The 12439-nt window shown below is 71.7% G+C and carries 8 protein-coding genes and 3 tRNA genes; 4 read left to right on the forward strand and 7 right to left on the reverse strand.

Going from position 1 to position 12439, the window contains the following annotated elements; translation table 11 throughout:
* Window positions 1–225 precede the first annotated feature (225 nt).
* The 3 genes from ACH4N1_RS02035 to ACH4N1_RS02045 all read right to left on the reverse strand — a co-directional run bounded on the left by ACH4N1_RS02035 (window position 226) and on the right by ACH4N1_RS02045 (window position 618).
* A tRNA-Ile gene (locus ACH4N1_RS02035) sits at window positions 226–299 on the reverse strand.
* Window positions 300–467: 168 nt separating this feature from the next.
* Window positions 468–540: transfer RNA gene (locus tag ACH4N1_RS02040), tRNA-Asn, on the reverse strand.
* Between the two features lie 5 nt (window positions 541–545).
* A tRNA-Asn gene (locus ACH4N1_RS02045) sits at window positions 546–618 on the reverse strand.
* 159 nt (window positions 619–777) lie between these two features.
* Here ACH4N1_RS02045 and ACH4N1_RS02050 point away from each other — a divergent pair.
* The 4 genes from ACH4N1_RS02050 (at window position 778) to ACH4N1_RS02065 (ending at window position 6437) form a co-directional block, all read left to right on the forward strand.
* A complete protein-coding gene (locus ACH4N1_RS02050) occupies window positions 778–1083 on the forward strand; it encodes a YtxH domain-containing protein (RefSeq protein WP_398093836.1) in 306 nt (101 codons plus the stop codon).
* Between the two features lie 108 nt (window positions 1084–1191).
* The gene (locus ACH4N1_RS02055; protein ID WP_398093837.1) at window positions 1192–2646 is read left to right on the forward strand and encodes an FGGY-family carbohydrate kinase; all 1455 of its coding nucleotides are present in this window, start codon (window positions 1192–1194) and stop codon (window positions 2644–2646) included.
* A gap of 129 nt (window positions 2647–2775) precedes the next feature.
* Window positions 2776–4509, forward strand: coding sequence for an ABC transporter ATP-binding protein (locus tag ACH4N1_RS02060; RefSeq protein ID WP_398093838.1), 1734 nt, complete (start codon window positions 2776–2778; stop codon window positions 4507–4509).
* Window positions 4509–6437: an ABC transporter ATP-binding protein gene (locus ACH4N1_RS02065; protein WP_398093839.1), complete on the forward strand. Its 1929-nt coding sequence runs from the start codon at window positions 4509–4511 to the stop codon at window positions 6435–6437. Before ACH4N1_RS02060 ends, ACH4N1_RS02065 begins: the two co-directional genes overlap by 1 nt.
* Window positions 6438–6511: 74 nt before the next feature.
* On the opposite strand, the gene ACH4N1_RS02070 is transcribed toward ACH4N1_RS02065, so the two are convergent.
* The 4 genes from ACH4N1_RS02070 to ACH4N1_RS02085 form a co-directional block, all read right to left on the reverse strand.
* Complete coding sequence (locus tag ACH4N1_RS02070) at window positions 6512–7231, reverse strand: hypothetical protein (protein ID WP_398093840.1); 720 nt, start codon at window positions 7229–7231, stop codon at window positions 6512–6514.
* 349 nt (window positions 7232–7580) lie between these two features.
* Window positions 7581–8924 (reverse strand): RNA polymerase sigma factor, encoded by a 1344-nt coding sequence (locus ACH4N1_RS02075; RefSeq protein WP_398093842.1) that lies wholly within the window; start codon window positions 8922–8924, stop codon window positions 7581–7583.
* A gap of 104 nt (window positions 8925–9028) precedes the next feature.
* A complete protein-coding gene (gene dnaG, locus ACH4N1_RS02080; protein WP_366057669.1) occupies window positions 9029–10933 on the reverse strand; it encodes a DNA primase in 1905 nt (634 codons plus the stop codon).
* A gap of 182 nt (window positions 10934–11115) precedes the next feature.
* Window positions 11116–12396, reverse strand: coding sequence for an NAD(P)/FAD-dependent oxidoreductase (locus ACH4N1_RS02085; RefSeq protein WP_398093843.1), 1281 nt, complete (start codon window positions 12394–12396; stop codon window positions 11116–11118).
* Window positions 12397–12439: the final 43 nt, after the last annotated feature.

Below are 12439 nucleotides of genomic sequence, written 5' to 3' on the forward strand. Positions count from 1 at the left end.
ACGCGGCTGCGTGCGGCCCGCCAGTCGGCATCGGGCCTCAGGGCGGCCGCCCGGACGGCGAGCGACAACCTCGGTCACCTGCCCCGCCGCAGGTCGGCCGGGTCACGGCTCTCCCGAGCACCGCCCGACTCCACACTCACGAGCAGCGGATTCAGTCCGGTCAGGCAAAGTTGACGATCCCGCACCCGAAAATGAATGTTTCCGCAGGTCAAACCACGTGAAAGGTGGGGCGGGTGGGACTCGAACCCACGGCCGGCGGATTATGAGTCCGCTGCTCTAACCGGCTGAGCTACCGCCCCATAGCGGCGTGTCGCGTACACGTGTGCGCGCCGTCTGCCGCAGCATAGCCGCTCATACGATCTCACGCTCCGCCTGGTCCGACGCCGCATGACCATGAGGACCGCGCTGCCACCTGCCCGGTTCCCGGCGACATGAAAAAGGACCCCTAAGGGTCCTCGATCACGATGCTCCCCCGACTGGACTCGAACCAGTAACCTGCCGGTTAACAGCCGGCTGCTCTGCCAATTGAGCTACGGAGGACCGAGCTCCCCCGACTGGACTCGAACCAGTAACCTGCCGGTTAACAGCCGGCTGCTCTGCCAATTGAGCTACGGAGGAATGCCTCGTTCGCATCGAACGCCCCTACCTGGGTATTCGCCAGGGGGCGGACGCTCGCTGCGACACATACATTAGCGCAAGCAGGGGGGTGCTCCGCCAATCGGTTCCCTCCGGCACCGATGCCGCACCGCAGACCTACACGAGGAAAGGGTGGCCGTCATGCGCTACCGGCTCACGTTCGTCGTCGGACTCGCCCTGGGTTACGTGCTCGGCACGAAGGCCGGGCGGGAGCGCTACGAACAGCTGAAGAAGTCCGCGCGGCAGGTCGCGCAGAACCCCGCCGTGCGCAACACGGCGGAGTCGGCGGCCCAACAGGGCCGCCAGTTCGCGGGCAAGGCGTACCACGCGGTCAGCGACAAGGTCGGGGACCGGATGCCCGAGTCGGTCGCGGGCCGGGTCCGTTCCCTGCGGGACCGGAACGCGCACAGTGCCGGATCGGACGACTGGGGCACCAGCCATCCCTAGGGTTGCCCGTCCGGATCGGGCGGGGCCCGCGGGCCCCGCCCGGGCGAAAGTCCCCCGTGCGGGTCGAGCCGACGCGGTCACCCCCCGCGGTGCGGCAGAATTTTGCGCATGGGGATAGTCGCCGGGTTGGACAGTTCGCCCGATTTCACTCGCATCGTCGTCTGCGACGCGGACACAGGGGCCGTGCTCAGGCAGGGCTACGCACCGCACCCGGTGGAGGGTCCCGACGGTGCCGGCCGTCCCTCCGACGTCGATCCGCAGGCCTGGCTGCTCTCCCTCGGGGAGGCGGCCGGCGGCGGGCTGCTCGAGGGCGTGCAGGCGATCGGCGTGTCCGCGCAGCAGAACGCGGTCGTGCCGCTCGACGCGCAGGGCGGCACCGTGCGCCCGGCGATGGTCGGCGGCGACAAGCGCGCGCAGGTCGCGGCGGCCGACCTGATCGACGCGCTCGGCGGCCGGGAGGCGTGGGCGCAGGCGGTCGGCTGTGTGCCGCAGGCCGCGCAGCCGGTGACCAAACTGCGCTGGCTGGCGAAGAACGAGCCGGACGCCGCGCTGCGCACCGCCGTGCTGCTCCAGGCGCACGACTGGCTGGTGTGGCAGCTCCTCGGGCGGCCGGTGCGCCGCACCACCGACCGCGGCGGTGCCTCCGGGACCGGGTACTGGTCGGCGGCCACCGGCGGCTACCGGTCCGAGCTGGTGGAGCTGGCGCTCGGTCACCAGGCCATGCTGCCCGAGGTGATCGGCCCCTCCGACGCGGCGGGCACGACCCCGGAGGGCCTGCTGATCTCGGCCGGCACCGGCGAGACCATGGCCGCCGCGTTCGGGCTGGGCATCGGCCTCGGGGACGCGGTCGTGTCGCTGGGCGCCTCCGGGTCCGTGATGGCCGTGCACCCCGCGGCCCTCGTCGACCAGAGCGGCATGATCACCTCGCTGGCGGACGCCACCGGCATGCACCTGCCGGTCGTCACCACCCTGAACGCCGTACGGACCCTGCGCGGGGCCACCGAGCTGCTCGGCGTGGCCGATCTGGAGACGCTGTCCGATCTGGCGATGAAGTCGACCCCGGGGTCGCACGGGCTGGTGCTGCTGCCCTACCTGGAAGGTGAGCGGACGCCGAGCCTGCCGCACGCCGCGGGCACCCTGACGGGTCTGCGGCGCGAGTCGATGAAGCCGGAGCACTTCGCGCGGGCGGCCTTCGAGGGCATGCTGTGCGGGCTCGCGGACGCGCTGGACGTGCTGCGCGGCCGCGGCGTCGAGGTGCGGCGGGTCTTCCTGCTCGGTGCGGCGGCCGAGCTGCCGGCCGTGCAGGCGGCGGCCCCCGCGCTCTTCGGGGCGCAGGTCGTCGTACCGCAGCCCGCGGACTACGCGGCGATCGGGGCGGCGCGGCAGGCCGCCTGGGCGCTCGGGGTGTCGCAGGGCACGCTCGATCCGCGCACTCCGCCGGCCTGGCCCGGTCCGGCGGCGCAGGTGCTGGACCCGGGTGAGGAGCTGGCCGTGGGGCAGGCCGTGCGGCAGCAGTACGTGTCGGTGCGGGAGCAGACGCATCCCACCGCGTTCCGCTCGTAGGGCCGGGGCCGGGGGCGTATAGCACAACGCTGTCGGCTTAATCGGTTGAGGTAACACCGGTGGAGTGTCGGACGATAGGGGCCAGGGGCAACCAGTGCCCCGCGCCCCGCCGACTCCGAGAGACGTAGCGTGCTCATACGACTTCTGCGGACCTATCTCAGGCCCTACAAGAAACCCATCGTCCTGCTGGTGCTGCTCCAGTTCCTCCAGACCTGCGCCACGCTCTACCTGCCCACGCTCAACGCCGACATCATCGACGACGGCGTGGTCAACGGCGACACCGGCTACATCCTTTCCCACGGCGCCCTGATGATCGGCATCTCGCTGGTGCAGGTGCTCTGCAACATCGGTGCCGTGTACTACGGCGCCAGGACGGCGTCGGCGCTCGGGCGGGACATGCGGGCGGCCGTCTTCGACCGCGTGCAGTCCTTCTCCGCCCGCGAGCTCGGCCAGTTCGGCGCGCCCTCCCTGATCACCCGGACCACGAACGACGTCCAGCAGATCCAGATGCTGGCCCTGATGACGTTCACGCTGATGGTGTCCGCGCCGATCATGTGCGTGGGCGGCATCGTCATGGCCCTCGGCCTGGACGTCCCGCTGTCCGGGATCCTGGTCGCCGTGGTGCCGGTGCTGGGCATCTGCGTGACGCTGATCGTGCGGCGGCTGCGGCCGCTGTTCCGGTCCATGCAGACGCGGCTGGACACGGTGAACCGGGTGCTGCGCGAGCAGATCACCGGCAACCGCGTCATCCGCGCCTTCGTCCGCGACGGCTACGAGGAGCAGCGTTTCCGCAAGGCCAACGCCGACCTCACCGACATCTCGCTGAAGGCCGGCAACCTGCTCGCGCTGATGTTCCCGGTGGTCATGACCACGGTGAACCTGTCGTCGATCGCGGTGGTGTGGTTCGGCGCCCACCGGATCGACAGCGGCGGCATGCAGATCGGCGATCTGACCGCGTTCCTCGCCTACCTGATGCAGATCGTCATGTCCGTGATGATGGCCACCTTCATGTTCATGATGGTGCCGCGCGCCGAGGTGTGCGCCGAACGCGTCCAGGAGGTCCTGGACACCGAGTCCAGCGTCGTCCTGCCGAAGGCGCCGGTGCGCGAACTGCGCCGTCACGGCCACCTGGAGATCCGGGGCGCCGGCTTCGGCTACCCGGGCGCCGAGGAGCCCGTGCTCAAGGGCGTCGACCTGGTGGCGCGGCCCGGTGAGACCACCGCCGTCATCGGCTCGACGGGCAGCGGCAAGTCCACGCTGCTCGGGCTGGTCCCCCGGCTGTTCGACGCCACCGACGGGCAGGTCCTCGTCGACGGCGTCGAGGTCGCGGACCTGGACGCGGCGCTGCTCGCCAGGACGGTCGGGCTGGTGCCGCAGAAGCCGTACCTGTTCGCCGGCACGGTCGCGACCAACCTCCGGTACGGCAACCCGGACGCGACGGACGAGGAGCTGTGGCACGCGCTGGAGGTGGCCCAGGCCGCGGCGTTCGTGCGCGAGCTGGAGGGCGGTCTCGACGCCCCCGTCGCGCAGGGCGGGACCAACGTGTCCGGCGGTCAGCGGCAGCGGCTCGCCATCGCCCGCACGCTCGTGCAGCGCCCGGAGATCTACCTCTTCGACGACTCCTTCTCCGCCCTCGACTACGCCACCGACGCGGCGCTGCGGGCGGCCCTCGGCCGGGAGACCGCCGAGGCGACCGTCGTCATCGTCGCCCAGCGGGTGGCCACCATCCGTGACGCCGACCGCATCGTCGTGCTGGACGGGGGCCGGGTCGTCGGCGAGGGCACCCATCAGGAACTGATGGCGGACAACGAGACCTACCGGGAGATCGTGCTCTCCCAGCTCACGGAAGCGGAGGCTGCCTGATGGCCGGGCCCATGGGGCGCATGATGGCCGGAACCGGGCCGGACAACCGCTCGCTGGACTTCAAGGCGTCCGGCCGGCGGCTGCTCGCCCACTTCAAGCCGGAGCGGCTCACCCTCTACGCGATGCTGGCTTGCGTCGTGCTGAGCGTGGGCCTCAGCGTGGTCGGGCCGAAGATCCTCGGCCGGGCCACCGACCTGGTCTTCGCCGGCATCGTCGGGCGGCAGATGCCGGCCGGGGCGTCGAAGGACGAGGTCCTCGACTCGATGCGCGAGCGCGGTGACGGCGATGTCGCCGACATGCTGCGCGGCACCGACTTCACCCCCGGCCAGGGCATCGACTTCGACGCCGTGGGCCGGGTGCTGCTGTTCGCGGTCGCGGTGTTCGCGGTCGCCGGCCTGCTGATGGCGGTGGCGACCCGGCTGGTCAACCGGGCGGTCAACCGCACGGTGTACCGGATGCGCGAGGACGTGCAGACGAAGCTGTCGCGGCTTCCGCTGTCGTACTTCGACAAGCGGCAGCGCGGCGAGGTGCTGTCGCGGGCGACCAACGACATCGACAACATCGGGCAGACGCTCCAGCAGTCGCTGGGCCAGCTCGTGAACTCGCTGCTCACCATCGTCGGCGTGCTGGCGATGATGTTCTGGGTGTCGTGGATCCTCGCCCTGGTCGCGCTGGTCACCGTGCCGCTGTCGGCGGTCGTCGCCGCGCGCGTGGGCAAGCGTTCGCAGCCGCACTTCGTGCAGCAGTGGCGCACCACGGGCCGGCTGAACGCGCACATCGAGGAGATGTACACCGGCCACACGCTGGTGAAGGTGTTCGGCCGGCAGGAGGAGTCGGCGCGGCAGTTCGCCGAGCAGAACGAGGAGCTGTACGAGGCCGGGTTCAAGGCGCAGTTCAACAGCGGGATCATGCAGCCGCTGATGTTCTTCGTGTCGAACCTCAACTACGTGCTGGTGGCCGTGGTCGGCGGGCTGCGGGTCGCCACCGGCGCCCTGTCGATCGGTGACGTGCAGGCGTTCATCCAGTACTCGCGCCAGTTCTCGATGCCGCTGACGCAGGTCGCCTCGATGGCGAACCTCGTCCAGTCGGGCGTCGCCTCGGCCGAGCGGATCTTCGAACTGCTGGACGCGGAGGAGCAGCAGGCCGATCCGGTGCCGGGCGTGCGGCCCGAGGCACTGCGCGGGCGGGTGGCGCTGGAGCACGTGTCCTTCCGCTACGACCCCGACAAGCCGCTGATCGAGGACCTCTCGCTGGTCGTCGACCCCGGTCACACGGTCGCCATCGTCGGTCCCACCGGCGCCGGCAAGACCACCCTGGTCAACCTCCTCATGCGGTTCTACGACGTCACCGGCGGGCGCATCACCCTCGACGGTGTCGACATCACGCGGATGTCCCGCGACGAACTGCGCGCCGGGATCGGCATGGTGCTCCAGGACACCTGGCTGTTCGGCGGCACCATCGCGGAGAACATCGCGTACGGCGCCTCGCGCGAGGTCACGCGCGGGGAGGTCGAGGAGGCGGCGCGGGCGGCCCACGCCGACCGGTTCATCCGCACGCTCCCCGACGGCTACGACACGGTGATCGACGGTGAGGGCAGCGGGGTCAGCGCGGGCGAGAAGCAGCTGATCACCATCGCCCGGGCGTTCCTGTCCGACCCGGTGATCCTGGTGCTCGACGAGGCGACGAGTTCCGTCGACACGCGTACCGAGGTGCTGATCCAGAAGGCGATGGCGAAGCTGGCGCACGGGCGGACGTCGTTCGTCATCGCGCACCGGCTGTCGACGATCCGGGACGCCGACACCATCCTGGTCATGGAGAACGGGGCGATCGTCGAGCAGGGCACGCACACGGCTCTGCTGGCGGTGGACGGGGCGTACGCGCGGCTGTACAAGGCGCAGTTCGCCGAGGCGGTCGCCGAGGTCGACTGAGCCGTCCCCGGCTCCTCAGCCCCGGGCCCGGGGCTGAGGAGCCGGGGACGGCGGGGCGTGGGAACGCCCCCGAGTCAGCCCGTGCCCGCCAGCTTCTTCAGCTGAGCGGTGATCACCTCGTCCGACGCCTCACCCGCGTTCTTCTTCGTGGCCGGGCTCATCCAGGCGAAGACGGCGACGTTGGAGCCGCTGCGCACCACCCGGTACCAGTGCGCCGTTCCCGACGACTCACGCTTGTAGGCGACCGCCTCGTCGCCCGGGCCGGGATCGGGGTCGGGAAGGGCGGTGACGGTCGGGTTCAGGCCCATGTCGTCCTCGTACCCGGTGCAGCCCTTCGCGGCGTCACGGACGCGGGTGAGGAGACTCCCGGCGTCGGCCGCCTTGTCGTAGGCGTACAGCGTGACCTCGGTGGCCTGTGTGTCCGTCTTCGGATGGACGGAGCGGGCCGCCGCCGCGGCCGGGGCCGGTTCCGGCGCGCGCAGCCGGATGTCCTCCATCGGCTGGCAGACCGCCGGGTCGGCGGGTTTGCCCCTGCTGCCGAGGACGGTGCCCTGCTTGAAGACGGTGAAGGTGTAGTCGGGCAGGTCCGCTTCCGCGATCGCCGCGCTCTCCAGACCGGCCGCGTCCAGCGGGCCGCCGCCCGCCCCGCCGTCCGGCGTCCCCTTCGCCGAGTCCCCGGCCGCGGCGGTGGCCCCCTCGTCCCCGGACTTCTCGTCGCCGCCTCCGCAGCCGGCCAGCAGTGCCGCCGTCGCCAGCACCGCCACGACCGCCGGAACCCGCCGTAATCCGTCCACGCGCATTCCCACTCCTCGGAAACCTGTTCTCAGCATGCCGGTAACAAGATCACACCTGGAGAGGCGGTGACAGAGCTCGACCAGCGCCGCGTCGGTGAAAATGCGTAGAACCACTACGCCCGGCGGCCGATCCGAGGGCGGCCGGCAGGCCCTCGGGGCGTTGCGGCGGCTGCCCGACGGCCACCGCGCCGCAACGGGGCCACCGGGCAGGCCTGTTCACCCGTGATGACACATACGTGCCGGCAGCCCGGCACGGGTCCGCAGCCCGACGGCACGGACCCGGTCAGGCCGGCGTCCTCGGGCGGGACGCGGTGAGCGGCTCGCGGACGTCGGGCGGGGCGGACCCGGCTCAGTCCAGGTAGCCCCTGAGCTGGTCCGCGAAGGCGTGGTCGCGGAGTCTGCCGAGGGTCTTGGACTCGATCTGGCGGATCCGCTCCCGGGTGACGCCGAAGATGCGGCCTATCTCCTCCAGGGTGCGGGGACGGCCGTCGACGAGGCCGTAGCGGAGCTGGACGACCTTGCGCTCGCGCTCGCCGAGCGTCGACAGCACCGCCTCCAGGTGCTCCCTGAGCAGCAGGAACGCCGCCGACTCCACGGGGCTGGCGGCGTCGCCGTCCTCGATGAGGTCGCCGAGGGCCACATCGTCCTCCTCGCCCACCGGGGCGTGCAGGGAGACCGGTTCCTGGGCCAGTCGCAGCACCTCCCCGACCCGCTCGGGGGCGAGGTCGAGCTGGGCGGCGACCTCCTCGGCGGTGGGTTCACAGCCGCGTTCCTGCAGCAGCCGGCGCTGGACGCGGACCACGCGGTTGATCAGCTCCACCACGTGCACGGGGACGCGTATGGTGCGGGCCTGGTCGGCGAGCGCGCGGGACATGGCCTGGCGGATCCACCAGGTGGCGTACGTGGAGAACTTGTAGCCGCGGGCGTAGTCGAACTTCTCGACCGCGCGGATCAGACCCAGGTTTCCCTCCTGGACGAGGTCCAGCATGGTCAGGCCGCGGCCGACGTAGCGCTTGGCGACCGACACGACGAGGCGCAGGTTCGACTCGATGAGGCGGCGCTTGGCCATCCGGCCCATGACGACCAGCCGGTCCAGGTCGAGGGCGAGGTCGCTGTCCACGTCGGGGGTGCCGCTGAGCTTCGCCTCGGCGAACAGGCCGGCCTCCACCCGGCGGGCCAGTTCGACCTCCTCGGCGGCGGTGAGCAGCGGGATCCGGCCGATCTCGCGCAGGTACTGGCGGAACAGGTCCGAGGAGGGGCCGGAGGTGTCGACGAAGCGCGGAGCGGGCGTCCCGACGGGTTCGAGGGCTTGGTCGGCAGCCTGGTCGAGGGCCTGCTCGGAGGGCTCGGTGAGCTCCTCCGCGGGCGGGTCCTCGGGTGCCGCGTCGGCCTGCTCGGGCTCCGCTTCCATGGCCGTCTCCAGGGGGCGCACGGCACGGTTCTGCGGCGGGACCGCGACCAGGACGCCCGGCCCGCCGTCCGGTTCCGTGCCGTCGGTGCGCGTGTCGGTCTGGGTGAGGGTCCGGGTCTGCACGGGGGCGACCTCCAGGGTGATCGCTGCCGAGAGGCGCGGCAGCGCTGCTTCGAGGGCGGAGGCGGCCTCGCCGCTGTCCGTCCCGTACGCGATGAGCGGAACCGCGGGGGTGTGGGACCCGCTGGGGACGGATCGGCCGCGCTCCGAGGGCTCAGGCACCGCCACCCAGTGTGGGGTACGACACATCACCGCCACGAGGGGCGTGCGATGACTTTTTGCGTCCGGTCCGTGACCGCCTGCTGACCGGGGAGGTCAGGACGTGCTCACAGAGCCGCGGCTCCGTGTCCGCGCAGTGCCTGGTCGTACTGCTGAAGGACCCACAGTTCGTTCTGGACGGCGGCCAGTTGGGCCGGGTCGCCGCCGGCGGACAGCCGGGCCAGCTGGGACTGGACGTCGCGGATGCGCCGTTCGACGGCGCGGCGGCGGACGGTGACCAGCTGGGCGCCCGCGTACACCTCGTCCACCGTCTTGCGCAGGATCGCCTCGACCGCCAGCTCCGTCACCATCGCGCGGACGGTGTCGTCGGGGGCGGCCTCGCGGACGCGGACGAGGTAGTCCTGCGGGTCCTGCGTGCCGTACTCGGCGCCGCCCGCGTCCTGGATCGCCGCGCGCACGGCGGCGTAGGGGGCGGCGGTGAACTCGTCGACGCCGTACGCGTCGAAGGCCGGGGAGACCAGCTCGGGGCGCTGGAGGGCGAGTTTGAGCAGCTCGCGCTCGGTGGCGTAGACGGGATTGCGCAGGGTGAGGGCGGGGCCGGTGACGGCGGGGCGCGGGGCGGCCTCGTAGGACGGGGCGGAGCCGCCGCGGGCCGGCGCCGGGCCCCTGCCGCCGCGGTCGCGGGCCCAACGGGCCAGCTGTGCGACGCGCTTGACGACGAACTGGGTGTCGAGGATGCCGAGCATGCCGGCCAGCTGGACGGCGACCTCGTGCTGGGCGCCGCTGTTCTTGATGCGGGCGACGACCGGGGCGGCCTCGTCGAGGGCGGCGGCCCGCCCGCCCGGGGTCTCCAGGTCGTAGCGCGCGACGATCTGGCGCAGGGCGAACTCGAACAGGGGGGTGCGGGGTTCGACGAGGTCGGCGACGGCCTCGTCGCCCTTGGCCAGCCGCAGGTCGCAGGGGTCCATGTTGTCCGGCGCGATGGCGATGTACGTCTCGGCGGCGAACTTCTGGTCGTCCTCGAAGGCGCGCAGGGCCGCCTTCTGGCCGGCCGCGTCGCCGTCGAAGGTGAAGATCACGCGCGCGGAGCCGTTGTCCATCAGCAGCCGGCGGAGGATCTTGATGTGGTCGGTGCCGAAGGCCGTGCCGCAGGTCGCGATGGCGGTGGTGACGCCGGCCAGGTGGCAGGCCATGACGTCGGTGTAGCCCTCGACGACGACCGCGCGGGAGGACTTGGCGATGTCCTTCTTGGCGAGGTCGATGCCGTAGAGGACCTGTGACTTGCGGTAGATGGCCGTGTCGGGCGTGTTGAGGTACTTGGGGCCGTTGTCGGTCTCGTAGAGCTTGCGGGCGCCGAAGCCGACGACCTCGCCGCCGATGTCGCGGATGGGCCACATCAGCCGGCCGCGGAAGCGGTCGATGGGGCCGCGGCGGCCGTCCTGGGCGAGGCCGGAGAGGATCAGTTCCTTGTCGCTGAAGCCCTTGCCGCGCAGGAAGCGGGTGAGGTGGTCCCAGCCCTGGGGGCTGTAGCCGACGCCGAAGTGGACGGCGGCGGCCTGGTCGAAGCCGCGCTCGGCGAGGAAGATCCGGCCGGCGTCGGCCTCGGGGCTGACGGCGAGCTGTTCGGCGTACCACTCGGCGGCGATCTTGTGGGCCTCGACCAGGCGGATGCGTTCGCCGCGCTGGTGGGAGGGGTTGTAGCCGCCCTCCTCGTAACGCAAGGTGATGCCGGCCTGGGCGGCGAGGCGCTCGACGGCCTCGGAGAAGGTGAGGTGGTCGACCTTCATCACGAACGTGATGGTGTCGCCGCCCTCCTGGCAGCCGAAGCAGTGGAAGAGGCCCTTGCTGGGGCTGACCTGGAAGGACGGTGACTTCTCGTCGTGGAAGGGGCACAGGCCCTTGAGGTTGCCGCCGCCCGCGCCCCGCAGCTGGAGGTACTCGGACACCACGGCGTCGATCGGAACCGCGTCCCGAACCGCCTTCACGTCCTCGTCGTTGATCCGTCCTGCCACGTGCTGATTCTACGGGGGTGCGCCGACAGCCTCGGGCGCCGCGGCGGCGCGCGGGCGGGGCGCGCGGCGGCGCTCGGGCGGCCGGGGACCGCGGCACGTGTGAAGCCGCGGAACTCGGCAGCCGCGTGCAAGGGGCCCAGGGCGTGTTCCGAAAGTCCCGTCTGCCCTTTGGGCAGACGACGCTACTTTCGGAACACGCCCTGGCCGAGGGTGTCCAACGGGACGCGCGGATCGGCCAGCGCCTCCGTGCCGACCCGTCCGCGTGAGCGGATGAGCCGCTGGATCTGCTCCGTGACGTCCCACACGTTCACGTTCATTCCCGCCAGCACCCGTCCCTCCTTCACCCAGAACGCGATGAACTCCCGCTTCCCCGCGTCCCCGCGGATCACCACCTCGTCGTACGTCCCCGGCGGCGCCCACCCGCTGTACTCCATCCCCAGGTCGTACTGGTCGGAGAAGAAGTAGGGCACCCGGTCGTAGGTGACGTCCTTGCCGAGCATGGCGCGGGCGGCGGCCGGTCCGCCGTTCAGGGCGTTGGCCCAGTGCTCGACGCGCAGGGTGGTGCCGAACAGGCCGTGCGGGAAGGACGCCACGTCGCCGGCGGCGTGGATGTCGGGGTCGGAGGTGCGCAGCCGGGTGTCCACCGCGATGCCGCCGCCGTGGACGCGGTCGGCCAGCTCCAGTCCGGCGGCCTCGGCGAGGGCGGTCCGCGGGGCGGCGCCGATCGCGGCGAGCACGTCGTGCGCCGGGTGTTCCTCGCCGTCGTCGGTGCGGGCGGCGAGGACCATGCCGTCCTGGCCGACGATCTCGGTGAGCCGGACGCCGAAGCGGAAGCGGACGCCGTGCTCGCGGTGCAGTTCGGCGAAGACGTTGCCCAGTTCGGGGCCGAGGACGCCGTGCAGCGGGGTCGGCTCCGGTTCGACGACGGTGACCTCCGCCCCGTACTCGCGGGCCGCCGCCGCGATCTCCAGGCCGATCCAGCCGGCGCCGGCGATCACGATGTGGCCGTTGTCACGGCCGAGTGCGGCGAGGACGCCCTTGAGGCGCTCGGCGTGCGCGAGGCGGCGCAGGTGGTGGACGCCCGCGAGGTCCGTGCCGGGGATGTCGAGGCGGCGGGGTTCGGAGCCGGTGGCCAGCAGCAGCTTGTCGTAGTGGACGAGGGTGCCGTCGTCGCCGAAGCGGACGGTCCTGGCCGTGCGGTCGATGGCGTCGACGGTCTGGCCCAGGTGCAGCTCGACGTCGTTGCGCGCGTACCAGGCGGGCTCGTGCACGAAGACGCTGTCGCGGCCCTCCTTGCCGAGCAGGAAGCCCTTGGAGAGCGGCGGGCGCTCGTAGGGGTGGTCCCGTTCGTCGCAGATCAGTATCACGCGGCCGGTGAAGCCCTCGGCTCTGAGTGTCTCGGCCGCCTTGGCTCCGGCCAGGCCTCCTCCGACGATGACGAATGTCTGATCCGCGTCGACCACGTGATGCCTCCTCGTAACAGTGCCGCCACCCGAGCGTCCCGCA

The sequence above is a fragment of the Streptomyces sp. NPDC017202 genome (assembly GCF_044331705.1).
Lineage (GTDB): Bacteria > Actinomycetota > Actinomycetes > Streptomycetales > Streptomycetaceae > Streptomyces.